Origin of the sequence: Nitrincola salilacus (assembly GCF_046271865.1) — a bacterium.
Classification (GTDB): domain Bacteria; phylum Pseudomonadota; class Gammaproteobacteria; order Pseudomonadales; family Balneatricaceae; genus Nitrincola; species Nitrincola salilacus.
Genome location: NZ_CP176580.1, coordinates 4,450,887 through 4,470,775, shown reverse-complemented (window position 1 = coordinate 4,470,775; position 19,889 = coordinate 4,450,887). Strand labels below are relative to the sequence as shown.

The window sequence follows — 19,889 nt, the reverse complement described above, 5'->3', positions numbered from 1 at the left end:
CTTGGCAGAATCAGGGGGTATGTTTAGTATCGATGTAACATAATCGGCTGAAGGAGAGAGCAGGAGTCGTCATGCATTCGCAATATCAGGTATTTGAGCAGATGAGCCGGCATAAGCCGGTGCTGAAAGCGGGGTCCAGCCTTGAAAATGGTATGGGTCTGGCGCGCTGGTATAACGATGATGATCATATTGCTCTGGATAAGTCTGCCCACCACACGCTGAGTCTGTATGTGGCAGAAGGCTTTGAATGTTATCGCAAGACGCCTCATGGCTGGCGCAATGGCGGAGCTCCCGGGCGTTTCTGTCTGATGCCGAAGGATCTGGAGTCAGCCTGGGATATCCGTGGCCCACTGGAGTTTGTGCACCTGTACTTCACTGATCAGCATCTCAAGACCCTGACCGAACAGGTGTGGGACAGGTCGCCAACGAGTCTGCTGCTGGATGAAAGACACTTTGCAGAAGATGCCAGTATTTCAGCGCTCTATCATCAGTTCCTGTTGAATCTGAACTGGCAGGAACGCAGTGATCAACTGGCTCTGAGCAGCGCAACAACCTTGCTGCTGATCCATCTGCTCAAAACCTATGCCCAGTGCAACTGGCAACTGCCTCAGACCCGTGGTGGACTGGCACCCTATCAGCTCAGGCGAGTGCAGGAGTATATCGAGCAACATCTGGATCAACCGTTGCTGCTGCGAGATCTGGCGGCTCAGGTATGTCTGAGTGAGTATCACTTCTCACGCATGTTTCGTCAGAGTCAGGGGTTAGCACCACATCAGTATGTGCTGCAGAGGCGCCTCCAGCGAGCGGAATCTCTGCTTAAGGAGAGTACACTGTCACTGGCGGATATTGCTCTGAGCTGCGGTTTCAGCTCCTCCAGTCATCTATCCAACCGCTTTCGGCAGGTGAAGGGTGTGCAGCCTTCGCGTCTGAGGAAATCCGAACCCTGACATTTTGCCATGAGGATCTATGGCGTCTGACCTGACAACTACACGGCATCCAGTCGTAACCGCCATCATCTGGATGAGCGGTGCTCTGATCTCCTTTTCCGTGATGGCGATAGCCGCGCGTGAACTGTCCGCTGAACTGTCCACCTTTCAGATCCTGGCCTTTCGCAGCATGATCGGCTTGCTGATCGTGTCTGCCCTTCTCAGCCGCAGTGGCTGGCAGCAACTGCGGACGGATCATCTGGGGTTGCATGCGATGCGTAATGCGGTGCATTTCACCGGCCAGTTCTGCTGGTTTTATGCCATCGCTTTCATTCCGCTGGCAGCTGTGTTCGCCATGGAGTTCACCGTCCCTATCTGGACTGCGCTGTTTGCGGCAATTCTACTGGGAGAGCGCATTACCCTGCCCAGAGTGCTGGCGATTCTGATCGGCCTCAGCGGTGTGCTGGTGATGCTGCGGCCAGGACTGGCCGTGATCCACCCGGCGGCACTGGTGGCATTGGCAAGTGCGGTGGCGTATGGCATGACGCATACCCTGACCAAGAAGCTGTCCGGTCGGGACACGGCTTTGGCCCTTCTGTTTTACATGATGCTGATGCAGCTACCGCTTGGCTTGATCCCTGCTCTATTCAGTTGGACAACGCCTTCTCAGGCGCTCTGGCCGTGGCTGGTGATCGTCGGTATCACGGGGCTGACAGCGCACTACTGTATTGTACGAGCGATGGCGGTTGCCGATGCCACGATTGTGGTTCCGATGGACTTCATGCGCCTGCCATTGATCGCACTGGTGGGATTCTTGCTGTATGGCGAGAGGCTGGATCTTTTCCTGCTGCTGGGAGCAGGCCTGATCATTGCCGGCAATCTGGTGAATGTATTCAGTGAAAAACGCAGAAGCCGAAGCTGACACGGCCGAAACAGCCGCTACCGTCAGCTTTCCGGCTCAGCAGCTTCTTTCAGTCGTCGCTGGCGGTCCTGTTCCTGTTCCATGATCGCCTTGATCTCTTCCAGCACGCTGTCAACATCCGATATATGATCATCGTCCTGATACAGCCCGGTCAGTTCATGATCAGGGTGTAGATCACCCGCCTCATAGAGTGACCAGATCTCACGCGCATAGCGGGTATTTTTCAGCTCCGGCGCAAACTGGGCATAGTAGGCCGTCATGTTATCCACATCACGCGTAAGCATCTGCTGGGCATTGTTGTTGGCGGCAGCCTCAACGGCCTGTGGCAGGTCGATGATGACGGGGCCATACTCATCCAGCAGTACATTGAACTCGGAGAGGTCGCCGTGCACCAGTCCGGCACAGAGCATGAGCATCACATTGTGCATGATGAAAGCGTGATCTTCGCGCGCCTGTTCCGGTGTCAGAATCACATCGTTCAGGCGTGGTGCCTCGCTGCCATCATCCCCTGTAATCAACTCCATCAGGAGTACACCCTCAACACAACCATAGGGTTGCGGAACGCGAACACCTGCACTGGATAAGCGGTAGAGGGCTTCAACTTCGGCATTCTGCCAGCTGCTTTCCTGCTGGCTTCGGCCAAATTTTGAGCCCTTCTCCATCGCGCGGGCTCGGCGGCTGTTGCGTACCTTGCGCCCTTCGCGATATTGAGCAGCCTTCTTGAAGCTGCGTTGATTGGCTTCTTTATAGACTTTGGCGCAGCGGATCTGATCGCCGCAGCGCACGACATAAACGGCAGCTTCCTTCCCGCTCATCAGAGAGCGAAGGACTTCATCCACCAGGCCGTCTTCTACCAGTGGCTGTATTCTTTTCGGGATTTTCATGCAGACCTTATACAGCATTTGAAGGTTGCGGGGAATATGGGGGCTGTGTTCTGATAAACTTTACCTATTTTAAGTGACCCTTTTAATGCTAGTTATTTCAGAAACACTCCAGCTTGCAGACTGGGAAATAGAGATTACCCAGATCCGTGCTCAGGGTGCCGGTGGCCAGAACGTAAACAAGGTCGCGTCGGCGGTTCATCTGCGTTTTGATATTCCACACTCATCGCTGCCTGCGGTCTACAAGGAGAGATTACTGCGCCTGTCGGATCAGCGTATCAGCAGTGATGGTGTACTGATCATCAAAGCGCAGCAGTATCGAACACTGGAGAAGAATAAGGAGGATGCGCTGCAGCGGTTGAAAGAGCTGATTCTTGAAGCGATCCGGCCGGTCAAGAGCCGCAGGCCTACCAAACCCACGCGAGGCTCGCAGCGCCGACGCATGGATAAGAAAACCCAGCACGGTCAAACCAAGGCGCTGCGTGGCAAGGTGGATTCCTGAAGGATTGCTCAGTCTGCATGTCGTTATTCAGCGAGCTCTTCAGGTCTGAGTGTCAACACTTCGTAGCCATCGGGTGTCACCGCGATAGTATGCTCCCATTGTGCAGATAGCTGCTGGTCGTGTGTCAACGCGATATCCCAGCCATTTTTCATCCGCTTGTGGCGTAATCGTGCAGTGCCCTGGTTGATCATCGGTTCAATCGTGAATACCATGCCGGGTTTCAGCTTCAAACCTGTACCAGGGCGGCCGTAGTGCAACACCTCTGGTTCTTCATGCATCTCGCGGCCAATACCGTGCCCACAATACTCGCGCACAACGCTGTAGCCAGCGACTTCGGCATGGCGCTGTATCGCATGTCCGACATCCCCCAGTGTGGCACCGGGGCGCACCTGCCGAATACCGGCCCACATGGCGTCATAGGTGGTTTGTACCAGTCTTCTGGCCTCTTCAGAAACGCTGCCGATCATATACATCTTGCTGGAGTCGGCGATAAAGCCGTTTTTTTCCAGCGTGATATCCAGATTCAGTATATCGCCATTGCAGAGTTTACGCTCGGAACTGGGCATGCCATGACACACCTCGTCATTGATTGAAGCATTCAGGGCGTAGGGATAGTCATATTGCCCGACACTGGCAGGGCGAGCCTTGAGTTCGCGCCGGATAAAGCGATCAACCGCCTGATTGATATCCATAGTACTGATCCCTTCACGCACATAGCTGTCGAGCATGGCGAAAACGGATGCAAGCAGTTGTCCGGCATGGCGCATGGTGTGCAGCTCAGCAGACGATTTAAGCAGGTTCGAATTCATGCAGTATCTTTCTGATGGTGGATGAATGAGCGCCGAGCAGCATGCGCGTCAGCTCCTGATAGGTTTTATCCGGATAGAGTTCAGCCAGCATACCCATGCGAAGCCAGTGCTCGGCCTGGGCATTGATGGAGCGCGACATTGCCTTGCTGGCGAGGCGCAGCTCTTCGTGCAGCTCCTCATCGATCTTGACGATACCCATTAAAGTGCTCCGAATATATGAAACGTATATGTATTATATATTCGCTTATTGGGAGAGATCAATAAGCCCTTTTGTCCATCTACCATTAGGTCAGTCAACAGGTTGAATCGATCTTTGAGTCGCTGTTGGAGTGTCGAGAACATCAGTTGCTGAAAACAGGCAAGAGCGGTTGCGCCCATTCTGCTTTGCTTCATACATAGCCAGATCTGCATGGCGCAGGAGTGTTTCGGCATCCTGTCCATGTTCAGGATAAAGCGCAATGCCAATGCTGACGGAGGTAGCGATCACTCGCTTGTAGCAAGCGATCGGGCGCGCTACCAGAGCGGCCAGCTCACGGGCAATCTGTTGTGCCTCCTGGACATCATCCACTTCGGACAGAATGATGACGAACTCATCACCACCGATTCGCGCTATTGTGTCGCCTGCTCTGATGCGTTGTTTGAGTCGCTGCGCAACCTCGACCAGCAGGGCATCACCAAAGTCATGACCATATTGATCGTTGACCGGCTTAAGGTTATCCAGGTCCAGGTAGAGCAGCGCAAGCGGTAGTTTGGTGCGCTGTGAAAGCGCCAGAGTGTGTTGCAGCAGCTCATTGAACAGAGCCCGCCCCGGCAATCCTGTCAGGGCGTCGTGCTGCGCCTGCAGTGCCAGTTGCTGCGCTGTCGAGACTGCGGCGAGTGCATCCAGACGCTCACGATGTATTAATCCGACCTGATAGCTCATGACCTGTGCCAGCAGCAGAACCTCTATCAGTACTGCGAGCAGGCCGATATGTTCAATCCAGATGATATTACTGTAAGCCATGCCACTGCTGGAGATGGCTATCAGCGCTGGCACCAGAAATGCGACGTTCGCAATCAGATAGAATCCAGCCACTTTGCTGCGTTGGCGCAAACGTGCGATGGCGGCCAGCAGCCCGAAGAATCCGAAGATAAATACACCATAGCGGGCGAGCTCAAGTGTCCATTCCGGGCGCAGCCAGGCAATTGGCCAGAAGCAGGTCAACGTGATTATTGCCAGAGCTCCCAGGTGCCAGATGACAGGGTTACGACGGCGAGTAATCTCCAGAAGCTTCAGTACGAAGAGGATGTATAACAGGTTGGAGAATAGAATCGGCACACTGGAGAGATAAAACCACTGTGGGCCAAACAGCCCTTTGAGTACCAGGAGTGCGGAGGCGTTATAGGTCAGATTGCTGAATATGAAACCTGCATACAGCAGATCTGTCAGGGCGCGACGCCAGACACCCATCACCAGATAGTAAAAGCCCAGTCCTATGAATATGCCAAGCCCTATCAGTACCAGCGCATTGGCGCGGTTGATTGTTTTCTTGTATTGCTCCTCGTTGAACAGCATGGGTGTGGGTGTCGCGATATAAAAAGGGCTCTGCAGTCGACTCAGGATTTGATACTCGCCTGCAGGTAGTTGCAAGGGACGGCCGTGACGCAGGAAATAGGGATCAACAGTCGCACTGCTGGCGCCACCTTCCAACTCGACCAACAGCGTACCTTGAGCATCGTAGACTGAGTGGCGAAAATGTCCCAACACCGATGAATTGCTGAAGTCGATCACCAGGGATTCCGGCTGTGTCAGTGTCAGGTTCAGCAGATAGGTATAACTGCCGCTGACCTTGGGGGCAGGACCATCGGGCAGTGCGGCTAAGGAGGATATTGCATGCTGCGCTTCAGATCCAACCCAGCGCCCTTGCTGTTGCAGATCGGAAGCGACCGCATGAGATAGAAACAACAGGCAAAGCAGCAATAGTACGGTTAGCACTGGTGACCCGCAATGGAGTTGTTTTCGGCCAGTATCAGTGTAATCCGGATGTTGTGATAACAGCACATCAGCCTCTTCTGTTTATCATGAGCCTTATATTCACATATGTAGGGGGAGATGTGTAGACTGTTTGATATTGAGTAGCGAATGCTACTGATAAAGGGCGCTGAGGGTTGCTGTTAGTTTGAATGGTGGCCGAGAGGGTGTTCATTGAAACAGATCGGGTCGCGATGGCGACCCGATCCGAGGGGCATGATTACTTATACTGAGCAATTTTCTCCGGGAACAATCCCTTCGGTGCGTAACGCAGTACCAGCGTGATGATCAGTCCGATACTGAACACCCTGGCCTGCAGAGCGCGGCTGGAGAAGTCGCTTGGCGCTTCCCAGGCGAACCAGAGATCACCCAGATAACTGATGGCATTAAGCAGAGCCAGCGCAGCAGGTTCTGACATGACCCAGACCACATAAACCAGCACAGCACCGAACAGTGTACCGATGTTATTGCCTGGACCACCCAGAATCACCATAACCCAGATCAGGAAGGTATGGTTCAGCGGCAGGTAACCGTTAGGGTCGAAAATGCCGTTGAAGGTAGCCAGTGCCGCGCCGCCGATGCCCATCAGGACACAGCCGAAGATGAACACCTCCAGACGACGCTTGTTGACATCCTTACCCATCGCGGATGAGGAGATCTCATTGTCGCGGATAGCGCGCATCATGCGGCCCCAGGGGCCGTTATAGGCGCGGTGGAGCAGGAAGAAGATCACCGCAATCATCACCGCCGTGACCGACAGGTATAGTGCGCGCGCCATGATAAAACCGACTTCGCCAGCTCCCGGTACAGGCCAGGGCAGGGGGGAGACGGTCAGCGTGCCGCGGGTCATCCACTCGAAGTTCTTCAGGAACGCCTTGATTATCTCAGCAACACCCAGTGTGGCGATCGCCAGATAGTCACTACGCAGGCCCAGACAGATATGGCCAATGAAGTAGGCCACGGTACCGGCCAGGATGCCGCCGACGGTCCAGCCGACCCAGATCGGCAGGCCGAAACCACCGATAAAACCAGCCTCAGACACTATTGCACTGGTGACTGGTGCAAAACCGTTGATCACCCAGAAGTAAACCACAGCACCGAGGATCATGGTGAAGGGGATCTGAATCTTGCGTGGTACCTTGAGGCGGTGCAACTGACTGGCTGCAACCACCAGCAGAACACCGATAATCAGCTTCAGGAAAGCGCCACCGAGTTCACCCGGCAGATCGGTTTCCCAGAAGCGTGGATTGGTAGGGAAAGTCATCAACATGGCAGAGAAACCACCCAGAGCGACAAACCCCATGATGCCTGCGTTAAACAGGCCGGCATAACCCCACTGAATCGTCAGACCGAGTGCAATGATGGCGTAGCAGCTGGCTTCAACCAGTACCCGAACACCATAGGCCGAGCCCATGATGCTGATCAGAAGCAGCATGGCGACCACCAGAGCGGTGATCAGAATCATTTCTTTTAAAGCGGTATTTGACAACATCATAGTACCTTCCCTTTAAAGAGGCCGGTAGGACGCCAGACCAGAATCGCCAGCAGTATGAAGAAAGGCACGGTGATCTTGAATTCGGTTGGCACGATGGCAAGGCTACTGGGCAGATCAAACCACAGATAATCGCGGAACGGGCGCAGTAGAATTGACCAGTTGAAGACCGACAGTGTCTCGGCGAAGCCGATCACAAACCCACCAACCAATGCTCCATAGGGATGACCGACACCACCGACGATGGCGGCGGCGAAGATCGGCAGCAGCAGGTGGAAACTGAGATCCGGCTTGAGCGTAACGTCGAGCGACAGCATGGTGCCAGCCGCAGCGGCCAGGCAGCCGGCGATTACCCAGGTGACCTTGACGACGGTATCGGTGTTGATACCGGAGACACTGGCCAGATCCGGGTTATCGGACATGGCGCGCATCGCCTTACCGAGACGGGTACGGGTCAGGAACAGGTGCAGTGAAATCACCGAAACAATGAGCACAATGAACAGCAGTATCTGCGGATCGGTGATCACCAGTGGACGACTGGCCAGCTCAAAGGGCAGGTCGATGCGAAAGATATCCTTGCGGTCATCGATATACATATTGCGTGCACTGGTGCCCATGAACATGCGGATCAGGCCCTGCAGCATTAGTGTAACACCGAGCGATGCCATCACGATGACAATCGGCTTGACGTTGTGCTTGCGCAGCGGCCTGTAGAACCCCTTGTCGAGGTAGATCGCCGTTACGGCGGTCAGTGCCATGGCTATCGGCAGCATGATAAATGCGGTTGGCAGGCCGATGGCAGGTCCGACTGCAGGGAACATCGCTGTCAGGAAAAACGCGTAAAAGGCACCCAGCGTCATCATGTCTGCATGGGCGAAATGGGCGAAACGCAGGATGCTGAAGATCAGCGTGATACCGACCGCGCCGAGGGCGTAGATCGAGCCGATCACCAGTCCGGAGATCACCACATTATTGAGAAAAAAGACTAATTCGTTCAAAACGCAATCCTCGTCAGATTAACCACCCAGGAACGCCTTGGCGACTTCCGGATCATTGAGCAGGTTTTCCCCGGTATCGGTGAAGCGGTTCTGACCCGCTGCCAGCACGAAGCCTTTGGAGGCGATCTGCAACGCCTGTTTGGCGTGCTGCTCCACCATCAAAATGCCGACACCGGCCTTGTTGATGGTGATGATCCGTTCAAAAATCTCCGCCATGTACAGAGGAGAAAGTCCTGCCGTTGGCTCATCCAGCAACAACAGGCTGGGCTCAATCATCAGGGCGCGCCCCATCGCGACCATCTGGCGCTGGCCGCCCGACAGTTCGCCTGCCGGCTGTTTACGCTTGTCGGCCAGTGGAGGGAAAAAGCTGTAGACCTGATCCAGCATGTGAGCGAAATCATCCTTACGGCTGAAGGCGCCCATCTCCAGATTTTCCTGCACGCTCAGGCTCGGGAAGATGTTCTTCTCCTGAGGCACAAACGCCATTTTTTTACTGACGAGTTCAGTGGGCTCTGCGTTGGTGATCTCTTCGCCACGCAGCAGTATGCTGCCTTCATTAACATGCAGCAGGCCGAAAATCGCCTTCAGCATGGTGGATTTGCCAGCCCCGTTAGGGCCGACGATGACACCGATATCACTCTGATCGATCGTCATGTTGACGCCGTTCAGAATATTCATGCCACCATAGCCACCGTGCACATTGGTTGCTTCCAGTAATACCATTGTCTGCTCCTGTCTCAATGTGCGTCGTTGCCGAAGTAGGCTTCGATGACTTCTGTATTGGCCTGGATCTCTTCAATCGTGCCCTGGGCCATTACGCTGCCCTGAGCCAGCACGATGACCGGATTGCAGAGCTTCGCAATCATGTCCATATCGTGCTCGATAACGAGGAAGGTGTAACCCAGTTCGCGGTTCAGACGCAGAATGTTGGCGATCAGTTCCTGCAGCAGAGTACGGTTGACCCCGGCGGCGATCTCATCGAGCAGCACCAGACGCGCATCCACCATCATGGTGCGACCCAGTTCCAGGAGTTTTTTCTGGCCACCGGACAGGTTGCCAGCCAGCTCATTCTTGACATGGCTCAGGCCGACAAAGTCGATCACTTCCAGAGCCTTCTGCCGCACGGCGGTTTCCTGGCTGCGTACCAGCCCCGGCTTGAACCAGACATTGAACAGATTCTCGCCCTCCTGCTGCGGCACCATCATCAGGTTTTCCAGAGCAGACATATTGGAAAACTCCTGCGCGATCTGAAAAGTACGCAACAGTCCGCGGTGGAAGAGTTCATTGGATGGGATCGAGGTGATGTCTTCGCCATCAAAGAGTATAGTGCCGGTATCAGCTGGAAATGTGCCGGCAATGATGTTGAAGAGGGTGGACTTACCTGCTCCGTTGGGGCCGATGACGCCAGTGATTGAGCCTTGCTCTACCTTGATGGAACAATCATTGATGACATTGAGGCTACCGAACGATTTGGATACATTATTGACTTCAATAATTGAACCCATTAAACCTCCCGAAAAGTAAGCAGTACGGCCATTGGTAATGACCGCTGACCGGTTTGTTATTATTGTATCGCCTGTAGGCGAAACGGTTCTGACACACGGGAAAGGGTGATGCCCGCGCTTATGGGGGCGCATTTTAGCCCAGTCGGGGTCAGAAACCTATCCGGGTTATTCATCTAAAGTCGAAATCCCATGAATTCGCCTTGTTCAGAGCATCTTACAAGCGCCAGACATTCAGCAGCAGTATAGATCAGCAGGAGATAATATTTTGTCAGCACCACCACAATGGGATGATGGGAAACACTTTTTGCATCGTTTTTTCTCGGTATTCCGCTACAGCCGACGTGCCATAGAGCTGGTCTGGACCACGTCCCGGGGGCTGACCTGGGGACTGGGTCTGCTGACACTGGTGGCTGGCGTACTCCCCGCCGTTGCCGCTTATCTCGGGCAGTTGATCGTGGACTCGGTGGTACAGGCAATTGCCGATCATCAAGTGCACGGTCAGGCGGACTACTGGCCGATGTTGCGCTTCGTGTTGATGGAGTGTCTGGTGATCGTGCTGATATCGGCTGCACAGCGCGGCCTGTCGGCGCAGCAATCCCTGCTGCGAGCCCTGCTCGGGCAGCGGGTCAATGAGATGATACTGGAGAAAGCGCAGACCCTGTCGCTGGCTCAGTTTGAAGACTCCGAGTTCTACGACAAGCTGACCCGGGCCAGACGTGAGGCATCTGTACGTCCGCTCGCGCTGGTCAACAAGACCTTCGGTTTGATCCAGAACGCGATCTCAATGCTCAGTTTTGCCTTTCTGCTGGTGCAGTTCTCACCCTGGGCGATACTGGTGCTGTTTCTGGCTGCTTTGCCGGTGTTCATCGCCGAAGCCAAGTTTTCCGGTGATGCTTTCCGTCTGTTCCGCTGGCGCTCGTCCGATACACGGATGCAGATGTATCTGGAAACCGTGTTGGCACGTGAAGACAGCATCAAGGAGGTCAAGCTGTTCGGGCTCGGCAAACTCTTCCTGCAGCGCTACAAGGATATTTTCCACAAGCTCTATGCTGAGGACCGGCGGCTGACGTTGCGCCGTGATGGCTGGGGTTTTGCATTGGGCTTGTTGGGAACGCTGGCGTTTTATGGCGCCTATGCCTGGATAGTGATTGAAACCGTACAGGGACTGATTACGCTGGGGCAGATGACCATGTATCTGATGGTGTTCAAGCAGGGGCAGGCCGCGATCAGTGCCAGCCTCACGGCGATCAGCGGCATGTATGAGGATAACCTCTATCTGTCCAATCTGTATGAGTATCTGGAGCAGCCGGTGGAAGCTGATGCCGGTGACGCCACTGAAGGGCCTGATCCAGGAGACGGTATCCGTTTTGAGGAGGTCAGCTTCACCTATCCCGGCAGTCAGCGCCCTGCGTTGCAGTCTATATCCTTGCATCTCAAGCCCGGTCAGAGTCTTGCGCTGGTGGGTGAGAACGGTTCCGGCAAGACGACACTGATCAAGCTGCTGACACGTCTTTATCAACCTTCATCCGGTCGCATTCTACTGGATGGGCTGGATCTGAATGCCTGGGACCCGGTACGACTGCGTCAGCGCGTCGGGGTGATCTTTCAGGACTTTGTTCGCTACCAGTTGCTGGTCGGCGAAAATCTGGGCGCGGGTGATGTCGAAGCCTTTGATGATGAAACACGCTGGCAGGAAGCCGGTGAGTTGGGACTGGCCGATTCTTTTATTCGCGAACTGAATAAAGGCTATCACACCCAGCTCGGGCGCTGGTTCAAGGGTGGGCAGGAGCTGTCCGGCGGGCAGTGGCAGAAGATCGCGTTAAGCCGCGCCTTCATGCGCAGCGCAGCCGATATTCTGGTGCTGGATGAGCCGACGGCGGCCATGGATGCCGAAGCGGAGGCCACGATCTTTGAACATTTCCGCCAGCATACAACGCAACGCATGGTGATTCTTATCTCGCATCGTTTCTCCACCGTGCGTAATGCCGATCAGATCGTGCTGATCAATGCCGGGCGTGTTGTGGAGCGTGGCACGCATCAGGAACTGCTGGCGCTGAACGGGCGCTATGCCGACCTCTTCCATCTGCAGGCAAAGGGTTATCAACTAGACTGAATACGCAGCTATCGATCTCTGCTGTCGCTTAGAGACAGGTGTGTCGCAAATGGTGCGGGTCTTGACGGTGGCAAGCATCTGACTGAGCAAGGGTCAGACTAACATCGCACCAAGCATGGCAAAGTACCAGGAGTGCCGTCCTGGAGGGTATTTTGCTACACAATAAAAGACAGGAGATGCAGATGATCAACCGTGATGGCTATGCCCGTGAAGATAAACTTGATGCTTTTGATGCCGAACTTGCGGCGGCACTGAATGAGGAGCAAGAGCGCCAGGAAGTGCATATTGAACTGATTGCCTCCGAAAACTACGCCAGTGTGCGAGTGATGGAAGCTCAGGGCGGTCAGCTGACCAATAAATATGCCGAAGGCTACCCGGGCAAGCGTTACTACGGCGGTTGTGAAGCAGTTGATAAGGTTGAGGCCTTTGCGATTGAGCGTGCCTGCCAGTTGTTCGGTGCCAGCTATGCCAATGTGCAGCCACACTCCGGTGCACAGGCGAATGCGGCGGTCTTTATGGCGTTGGTATCACCGGGTGATACGATTCTGGGCATGAGCCTGGCACACGGTGGTCATCTGACGCACGGTGCTGCGCCTAACTTTTCCGGCAAGAACTACAATGCTGTGCAGTATGGTCTGAAGCCGGAAACCGGCGAGATCGACTACGAGCAGGTTGAAGCACTGGCGCGTGAGCACAAGCCAAAAATGATCATTGCCGGTTTCTCTGCCTACTCACTGGTGGTGGACTGGGCGCGTTTTCGTCGTATTGCCGACGAAGTGGGCGCATTCCTGTTTGTTGATATGGCACACGTGGCGGGTCTGGTTGCGGCGGGTCTCTACCCCAGCCCACTGCCTCATGCACATGTTGTCTCCACTACAACGCATAAAACCCTGCGTGGTCCACGTGGTGGTCTGATTCTGACTGCGCTGGATGACGAAGCGCTGCACAAAAAACTCAACGGCGCTGTATTCCCCGGTCAGCAGGGCGGCCCACTGATGCATGTGATTGCAGCCAAGGCCGTCGCGTTCAAAGAGGCGATGTCACCGGAGTTCAAAACCTATCAGCAGCAGGTGCTGGATAACGCCAAGGCGATGGCCGGCGTATTTATCGAACGCGGCTATGATGTCGTTTCCGGCGGCACCGAGGATCACCTGTTCCTGGTCTCCCTGATCCGTCAGGCGATCACCGGGAAGGATGCTGATGCTGCGCTGGGTCGCTCGCACATCACTGTGAACAAAAACAGCGTACCGAATGATCCACAGAGCCCGTTTGTCACCTCTGGACTGCGTATCGGTACCCCTGCGGTAACCTCTCGCGGCTTTGAAGTGGCTGAGTGCACGCAGTTGTCCGGTTGGATCTGCGATATTCTGGACGTGTTGGCTGCCGGTGAAGATACCGCTGCCATCGAAGAGCAGACTCGTGGCAAGGTGGCTGAGCTTTGCGCGCGTTTCCCTGTTTATACCGGTACCCGCGGCTGATACAGGCCCTGGAGCTTTAACTGGAGAGTTAGTATGCAGCGTTATTCAGGTTTCGGGCTGGCCAAACATGCCCTCACTCATCATGAGAACTGGCAGCGGATGTGGCGTAATCCCACACCGAAAAAGCAGTACGATGCGATCATCGTTGGTGGCGGTGGTCACGGTCTGGCGACCGCCTACTATCTGGCCAAAGAGCACGGTATGACCAATATCGCTGTGATCGAGAAGGGCTGGCTGGGTGGCGGCAACACCGCACGTAACACCACTATCGTACGCTCCAACTACCTGTGGGATGAGGCAGCTCATCTGTATGAGCATGCGATGAAGCTCTGGGAAGGACTGTCGCAGGATCTCAACTACAACGTGATGTTCTCGCAGCGCGGCGTTCTTAACCTGGGCCACACGCTTCAGGATATGCGTGATATACAGCGCCGCGTCAATGCCAACCGTTTGAACGGTATCGACGGCGAAGTGCTGGATGCAAAGCAGGTCAGCGAGATCGTGCCGATGATGGATTGCTCCGCTAATACTCGCTATCCGGTGATGGGTGCTTCCTGGCAGCCACGCGCCGGTGTGGCGCGTCACGATGCTGTTGCCTGGGGCTTTGCCCGTGGTGCTGACAGTCTGGGTGTGGATCTGCTGCAGCAGACAGAAGTGACCGGCATGCGGATCGAAGATGGCCAGATAATCGGTGTTGAAACCAATCGCGGCTTTATCGGTTCTACGCGTGTCGGTTGTGTCGCGGCTGGTAACTCCAGTGTGTTGGCGAAGATGGCGGGTATCAAACTGCCACTGGAATCGCATCCTCTGCAGGCGCTGGTATCTGAGCCGATCAAACCGATTCTGGATACGGTGGTGATGTCCAACCATGTTCATGGCTATATCAGCCAGTCGGACAAGGGCGATCTGGTCATCGGTGCCGGTATTGACGGCTACAACGGTTATGGCCAGCGCGGCAGCTACCCGACGGTTGAGCACACGCTGCAGGCGATCGTTGAGATGTTCCCGGTCTTTTCACGGGTGCGCATGAATCGTCAGTGGGGCGGAATCGTGGATACCTGCCCGGATGCCTGTCCTATCCTGTCGGCTACAAAAGTGAAGGGGCTGTTCTTCAACTGTGGTTGGGGTACTGGTGGCTTCAAGGCCACACCGGGCTCCGGCAATGTGTTTGCCTGGACGCTGGCCAAGGGCTATGCCCATCCGCTGGCGGCACCTTTCAGTATAGATCGCTTCCATACTGGCCAATTGATCGACGAGCACGGCGCTGCCGGCGTCGCCCACTGATTCGAGGGAATTCACATGTTGCATATCTATTGTCCCTACTGTGGCGAGCATCGCGAAGAGAGCGAGTTCCGGCCCAAAGGTCAGGCACACATCATCCGCCCGAAAGATCCGGTCAATACTTCGGACGAAGAGTGGGGTGATTACCTGTTTTTCCGTGAAAACCCACGTGGCATCCATCATGAGATGTGGGTACATGCCGTGGGCTGTCGCAAGTTTTTTAATGTCACGCGCGACACCGTCAGTTACGAAATTCTTGAGGTTTACAAAATGGGTGAGCAGCCCACAGTCACCGCTGCCACGCAGCAAAAAGGAGGTCAGAAATGAGCCAGATCAATCGTCTGACCCAGGGCGGCCGGATCGACCGCTCGAAAACGCTGAACTTCACCTTCAACGGCACCAGCTACACCGGTTTTCCAGGTGACACTCTGGCATCGGCTCTGCTGGCCAACGGTGTCGATATTGTCAATCGCAGTTTTAAATACTCGCGTCCGCGCGGTATTGTCGCCGCTGGTGCGGAAGAGCCCAATGCCGTGGTGCAGCTGGGTTCTACCGAAGCGGCGCAGGTGCCCAACGTGCGTGCCACACAGCAGGCGCTGTATCAGGGTCTGACGGCTGCAAGCACCAACGGCTGGCCAAATGTACAGAACGATGTGATGGGGCTGCTCGGTAAGCTGGGCGGCAAGATGATGCCGCCGGGTTTTTACTACAAGACCTTCATGAAGCCTGCTTCCATGTGGATGACCTATGAAAAACTGATCCGTAAAGCAGCGGGTCTGGGTCGCAGCCCACGCGAGAAGGATCCTGACATCTATGACCATATGCACCGTCATTGCGATGTGCTGGTGATCGGTGCCGGTCCTGCTGGTCTGGCCGCTGCGCTGGCAGCCGGTCGCAGTGGAGCACGCGTGATCATCTGTGATGAGCAGGAAGAGATGGGTGGTTCGCTGCTGGATTCTCGTGATCTGATCAACGGACAGGATCCTGCACTCTGGGCTGCAGTTGCGGTTGCCGAGTTGCTGGCGATGGATGAGGTGATGGTTCTGCCGCGCACCACAGCCAATGGCTATCATGATCACAACTTTGTCACTCTGCATGAACGCCGTACCGAGCATCTTGCCGATACTGCACCGCAGATCAACGGCCAGCCGCAGGCGCGTGCACGCATGCATCATATCCGTGCCGGACAGGTAATCCTGGCAACGGGTGCGCATGAGCGTCCAGTGGTATATGCCAACAACGATGTACCGGGCAATATGCTGGCTGGTGCCGTGTCCACCTATATTCGTCGCTATGGTGTGGTGCCGGGCAACAAACTGGTGCTGACCACCAGCAACGATTATGGCTATCGCGCTGCACTGGACTGGCATGAAGCCGGTCGTGAAGTGGTGGCTATTGTCGATGCGCGCGCCAATCCTGACGGCGATCTGGTCAAGGCCGCACGTGAGAAGGGGATTCGCATCATCACTGGTAGTGCGGTGTTTGAAGGCAAAGGCTCCAAGCGCGTATCCGGTGCCCGTGTTGCACGGATCGATCTGGACAACTTCAAACTGGCTGGCTCCGTTGAAGATCTGGTTTGCGATACCATCGCCAGTTCCGGTGGTTACAGCCCGGTCGTCCATTTGGCGGCGCACACAGGTGCACGTCCCGTATGGAGCGATGAAGCGATAGGCTTCCTGCCGGGTAAGGTCAAGGGGATGACTCCTGTAGGTGCTGCACGTGCTGTCTATTCATTGAGTGCTGTGCTCGCGGATGCTGTCGAAGCGGGTGCCAGTGCAGCTGCTGCCTGTGGATTTGAGTCCGGTGGCATTGAGCTGCCACAGGTACAGAGCGCTACAGAAGGTCCTGCCTGTGCGCTGTTCCAGGTACCGCATGAAAAGCCAACCATGCGTGCGCCTAAGCAGTTTGTCGATCAGCAGAATGATGTCTCGGCGGCAGCGATTGAGCTGGCCACCCGTGAAGGCTTCGAGTCTATCGAGCACGTCAAACGCTACACCGCGATGGGCTTCGGTACCGATCAGGGTAAACTGGGTAATATCAATGGCATGGCGATTGCCGCTCGCTGTATGGGTCAGACGATCCCGCAGACCGGCACCACCGTGTTCCGTCCCAACTACACCCCAATCACCTTCGGTGCGATTGCCGGCCGTCATTGCCGTGATCTGTTTGATCCTGAGCGTTATACGGCGCTGCAGCCATGGCACGTCAAGCGCGGTGCGAAATTTGAGGATGTTGGCCAGTGGAAACGCCCCTGGTACTTCCCGATTGGTAACGAAAGCATGCACGACGCCGTGGCGCGTGAGTGTCTGGCGGTGCGTGAAAAGGTCGGTATTCTGGATGCGTCCACACTGGGTAAGATCGATATTCAGGGTAAGGATGCACGTGAGTTCCTGGGCCGTATCTACACTAACAAGTGGGAAAAACTGGGTGTCGGCAAGGCGCGTTATGGTCTGATGTGTAAAGACGACGGCATGGTGATGGACGATGGTGTCACTACCTGTCTGGCGGAAGATCATTTCCTGATGACCACCACGACCGGTGGCGCAGCGGGTATCCTGGAGTGGCTGGAGTTGTGGCACCAGACCGAGTGGCCGGAGCTGGAGGTTTATTTCAACACCGTGACTGACCACTGGGCGACCATGACGATTACCGGTCCTCGTGCTCGTGATCTGCTGTCGGAAGTAACCGATATCGATCTCGACAAGGACAACTTCAAATTCATGGAGTGTCGTGAAGGTCAGGTGGCAGGTGTACCGGCAAGGGTTTACCGCATCTCCTTCACTGGTGAGCTGACCTATGAGATCAACGTGCAGGCCAACTATGCGATGCGGGTCTGGGAAGCGCTGTTCCAGCATGAAGCCAAGTATGGTCTGACGCCTTACGGCACCGAGACAATGCACGTGTTGCGTGCCGAGAAGGGCTTCATCATTGTCGGTCAGGATACCGATGGTTCGGTCACACCGGAAGATCTGGGCATGCAGTGGTGTGTCGGTTACGACAAGCCCTTCTCCTGGATCGGCCATCGTGCGCTGACTCGTCCGGATACCAAACGCGATGATCGCAAGCAGTTGGTCGGCCTGAAACCGGTTGATCCCAAAGTGGTGCTGCAGGAGGGGGCGCAGATCGTGCGTGATCCGAATCAGACCATCCCGATGAAAATGGTGGGTCATGTTACCTCCAGCTACTACAGCCCGGTCCTGAACTCCGGTTTTGCACTGGCGGTAGTGATGGGTGGGCACAAGCGGATGGGTGAGAAGGTCTATCTGCCGATGGCGGATGGCAAGACCCATGAAGCTGAGATTGTCAGCCCCATCTTCTTTGATCCAAAAGGAGCGCGCCAGAATGTCTAAGGTAGCCATTATCGATCAGTGCGCGGGTTCTGACATTCGCGCTGAGTCACCCCTGCACCACGTCAGTGTCCCGTCAGCAGCGGCCAATCCTGGTGTCGTGCTGGAGCAGAAACCGTTTCTGGGGCATATGACGTTGCGCGGGAATGCGGCTGATGAGGCTTTTTGCGCGGCGATCCAGCAGATGCTGGGTGTCGCGTTGCCCGTGCAGCCATCCGCGCTGGTGCACGATGCCAGTGGCGAAAACAGTATTCAGTGGATTTCGCCGGATGAGTGGCTGATCGTTGTGCCCGGTGGGCGCGAGTTTGAGATAGAGACAGCCCTGCATCAGGCATACAGCGGTCATTTTGCCATCGTTACCGTCAGTGGTGGGCAGACCCTGCTGACGCTGAGCGGTCCGAATGCTCTGGATGTGCTGCATAAATCCACCGTCTATGATGTGCACCCGCGCAACTTCCCGGTGGGCAAGGGGATCACCTCCAACTTTGCCAAGGCCACGGCGATTATCCGTCGTCCGAGTGAAGATGTATGGGAACTGATCGTACGTCGCAGCTTCTCCGACTACTGCTACAGCTGGTTGGTGGATGCTTCGCGCGAGTACGGTGTATCGGTCAAGGTATGATCCAACCGCTGCCGAGGGTGACCCCTTCGGCAGCCTAGAATTTTGTGTCCGGGGGACATTATGAACAATTCACCTGAAACCTGGATCCTGGCGGCACAGTGCCCCAGTCGGATCGGCACTGTCGATGTTGTTACTCGTTTTCTGCGCGAAGAGGAGTGCTACATCACCGAACTTAACTCTTTTGATGATCGCCAGACCCAAGGCTTTTTTATCCGTGCCGAGTTTCGCCCTCTGAGCGAGGAGTTCGATAGTGACTCTTTTCAGGAGCGATTTGCCGAGCGGGCCGCCGAGTTCGAGATGAACTTCGAGCTGACTGCTCCCGGTACGCGCATGCCGGTCGTGATCATGGTATCCAAGGCGGATCATTGTCTGAACGATCTGCTGTATCGCCATCGTATCGGTCAGTTGCCGATCGATATCCGTGCTGTGGTGTCTAACCATCCAGATCTGGAATCACTGGCGCAGTGGCACAATATTCCCTATCACTACTTCCCGATTACCGCTGATACCAAGGTTGAGCAGGAAGCGCAAGTGTGGCAGGTGATTGAGGAAACCGGTGCCGAACTGGTGGTGCTGGCGCGTTACATGCAGGTGCTGTCAGCAGATATGTGCGAGAAGCTTTCAGGCAAAGCGATCAATATCCACCACTCTCTGTTGCCAGGCTTCAAGGGTGCCAAACCCTATCATCAGGCCTATGCCAAGGGGGTCAAACTGGTCGGAGCGACAGCGCATTACATCAATACCGATCTGGATGAAGGGCCGATCATCGCTCAGGGTATCGAGTCGGTAGATCATGCACACTATCCCGAAGATCTGGTGGCGAAAGGGCGTGATATCGAGTGTCTGACGCTGTCGCGAGCAGTCGGCTACCATGTGCAGCGCCGCGTGTTTCTGCATGCGAACCGAACTGTTGTCTTTCCCAACTGATTTCTGACTGAAACAACAGGAGATTACGAGCAACTGCTGCACGCGTGATGACTAAGCGTGCAGCGGATTTTTCGT

The 19,889-nt window shown here is 55.3% G+C and carries 18 protein-coding genes; 10 read left to right on the top strand and 8 right to left on the bottom strand.

Translation table 11 applies throughout. The features are described 5' to 3' along the window. Positions 1 to 71 precede the first annotated feature (71 nt). Together ACK3CJ_RS20575 and ACK3CJ_RS20570 are read left to right on the top strand one after the other, a co-directional pair. The gene (locus ACK3CJ_RS20575; RefSeq protein ID WP_409524063.1) at positions 72 to 947 is read left to right on the top strand and encodes an AraC family transcriptional regulator; all 876 of its coding nucleotides are present in this window, start codon (positions 72 to 74) and stop codon (positions 945 to 947) included. A gap of 19 nt (positions 948 to 966) precedes the next feature. Then, a complete protein-coding gene (locus tag ACK3CJ_RS20570; protein ID WP_409524062.1) occupies positions 967 to 1,848 on the top strand; it encodes a DMT family transporter in 882 nt (293 codons plus the stop codon). 23 nt (positions 1,849 to 1,871) lie between these two features. On the opposite strand, the gene ACK3CJ_RS20565 is transcribed toward ACK3CJ_RS20570, so the two are convergent. After that, positions 1,872 to 2,732, bottom strand: a complete 861-nt coding sequence (locus ACK3CJ_RS20565) for a PA4780 family RIO1-like protein kinase (protein ID WP_409524061.1) — start codon at positions 2,730 to 2,732, stop codon at positions 1,872 to 1,874. Between the two features lie 85 nt (positions 2,733 to 2,817). Here ACK3CJ_RS20565 and arfB point away from each other — a divergent pair, with 85 nt between their 5' ends. Next, on the top strand, positions 2,818 to 3,231 hold the full coding sequence (arfB, locus tag ACK3CJ_RS20560) for an alternative ribosome rescue aminoacyl-tRNA hydrolase ArfB (protein ID WP_409524060.1): 414 nt from the start codon (positions 2,818 to 2,820) through the stop codon (positions 3,229 to 3,231). A 23-nt stretch (positions 3,232 to 3,254) separates the two neighbouring features. Here the strand turns inward: arfB and map are convergent, their stop codons facing one another. The 7 genes from map to ACK3CJ_RS20525 form a co-directional block, all read right to left on the bottom strand. Further along, positions 3,255 to 4,040 carry a type I methionyl aminopeptidase gene (gene map, locus ACK3CJ_RS20555; protein ID WP_409524059.1) on the bottom strand — a complete coding sequence of 262 codons (786 nt, stop codon included), beginning with the start codon at positions 4,038 to 4,040 and terminating at the stop codon, positions 3,255 to 3,257. Then, positions 4,021 to 4,239, bottom strand: coding sequence for a ParD-like family protein (locus ACK3CJ_RS20550; protein WP_409524058.1), 219 nt, complete (start codon positions 4,237 to 4,239; stop codon positions 4,021 to 4,023). Before ACK3CJ_RS20550 ends, map begins: the two co-directional genes overlap by 20 nt. Before the next feature lie 90 nt (positions 4,240 to 4,329). Next, a complete protein-coding gene (locus ACK3CJ_RS20545) occupies positions 4,330 to 6,015 on the bottom strand; it encodes a diguanylate cyclase domain-containing protein (RefSeq protein ID WP_409524057.1) in 1,686 nt (561 codons plus the stop codon). 256 nt (positions 6,016 to 6,271) lie between these two features. Then, the gene (locus ACK3CJ_RS20540) at positions 6,272 to 7,546 is read right to left on the bottom strand and encodes a branched-chain amino acid ABC transporter permease (RefSeq protein WP_409524056.1); all 1,275 of its coding nucleotides are present in this window, start codon (positions 7,544 to 7,546) and stop codon (positions 6,272 to 6,274) included. Then, positions 7,543 to 8,541: a branched-chain amino acid ABC transporter permease gene (locus ACK3CJ_RS20535; protein ID WP_409524055.1), complete on the bottom strand. Its 999-nt coding sequence runs from the start codon at positions 8,539 to 8,541 to the stop codon at positions 7,543 to 7,545. Before ACK3CJ_RS20535 ends, ACK3CJ_RS20540 begins: the two co-directional genes overlap by 4 nt. An 18-nt stretch (positions 8,542 to 8,559) precedes the next feature. Further along, on the bottom strand, positions 8,560 to 9,264 hold the full coding sequence (locus tag ACK3CJ_RS20530; protein ID WP_409524054.1) for an ABC transporter ATP-binding protein: 705 nt from the start codon (positions 9,262 to 9,264) through the stop codon (positions 8,560 to 8,562). Between the two features lie 14 nt (positions 9,265 to 9,278). Beyond that, on the bottom strand, positions 9,279 to 10,046 hold the full coding sequence (locus ACK3CJ_RS20525; protein ID WP_151702341.1) for an ABC transporter ATP-binding protein: 768 nt from the start codon (positions 10,044 to 10,046) through the stop codon (positions 9,279 to 9,281). A gap of 265 nt (positions 10,047 to 10,311) precedes the next feature. Between ACK3CJ_RS20525 and ACK3CJ_RS20520 the strand changes: the two genes are divergently transcribed. The 7 genes from ACK3CJ_RS20520 (at position 10,312) to purU (ending at position 19,814) form a co-directional block, all read left to right on the top strand. Beyond that, entirely contained in the window at positions 10,312 to 12,159 is a 1,848-nt protein-coding gene (locus ACK3CJ_RS20520; RefSeq protein WP_409524053.1) for an ABC transporter ATP-binding protein, read from the top strand. Positions 12,160 to 12,341: 182 nt separating this feature from the next. Further along, positions 12,342 to 13,637 (top strand): serine hydroxymethyltransferase, encoded by a 1,296-nt coding sequence (gene glyA / locus ACK3CJ_RS20515; RefSeq protein WP_409524052.1) that lies wholly within the window; start codon positions 12,342 to 12,344, stop codon positions 13,635 to 13,637. A 33-nt stretch (positions 13,638 to 13,670) separates the two neighbouring features. Continuing rightward, positions 13,671 to 14,921, top strand: a complete 1,251-nt coding sequence (locus tag ACK3CJ_RS20510) for a sarcosine oxidase subunit beta family protein (protein ID WP_409524051.1) — start codon at positions 13,671 to 13,673, stop codon at positions 14,919 to 14,921. A gap of 15 nt (positions 14,922 to 14,936) precedes the next feature. Then, positions 14,937 to 15,245, top strand: coding sequence for a sarcosine oxidase subunit delta (locus ACK3CJ_RS20505; RefSeq protein ID WP_151702345.1), 309 nt, complete (start codon positions 14,937 to 14,939; stop codon positions 15,243 to 15,245). Continuing rightward, complete coding sequence (locus ACK3CJ_RS20500) at positions 15,242 to 18,268, top strand: sarcosine oxidase subunit alpha family protein (protein WP_409524050.1); 3,027 nt, start codon at positions 15,242 to 15,244, stop codon at positions 18,266 to 18,268. Before ACK3CJ_RS20505 ends, ACK3CJ_RS20500 begins: the two co-directional genes overlap by 4 nt. After that, complete coding sequence (locus ACK3CJ_RS20495) at positions 18,261 to 18,887, top strand: sarcosine oxidase subunit gamma (protein WP_409524049.1); 627 nt, start codon at positions 18,261 to 18,263, stop codon at positions 18,885 to 18,887. Before ACK3CJ_RS20500 ends, ACK3CJ_RS20495 begins: the two co-directional genes overlap by 8 nt. Before the next feature lie 60 nt (positions 18,888 to 18,947). Then, positions 18,948 to 19,814 (top strand): formyltetrahydrofolate deformylase, encoded by an 867-nt coding sequence (gene purU / locus ACK3CJ_RS20490; RefSeq protein WP_409524048.1) that lies wholly within the window; start codon positions 18,948 to 18,950, stop codon positions 19,812 to 19,814. Positions 19,815 to 19,889 lie beyond the last annotated feature (75 nt).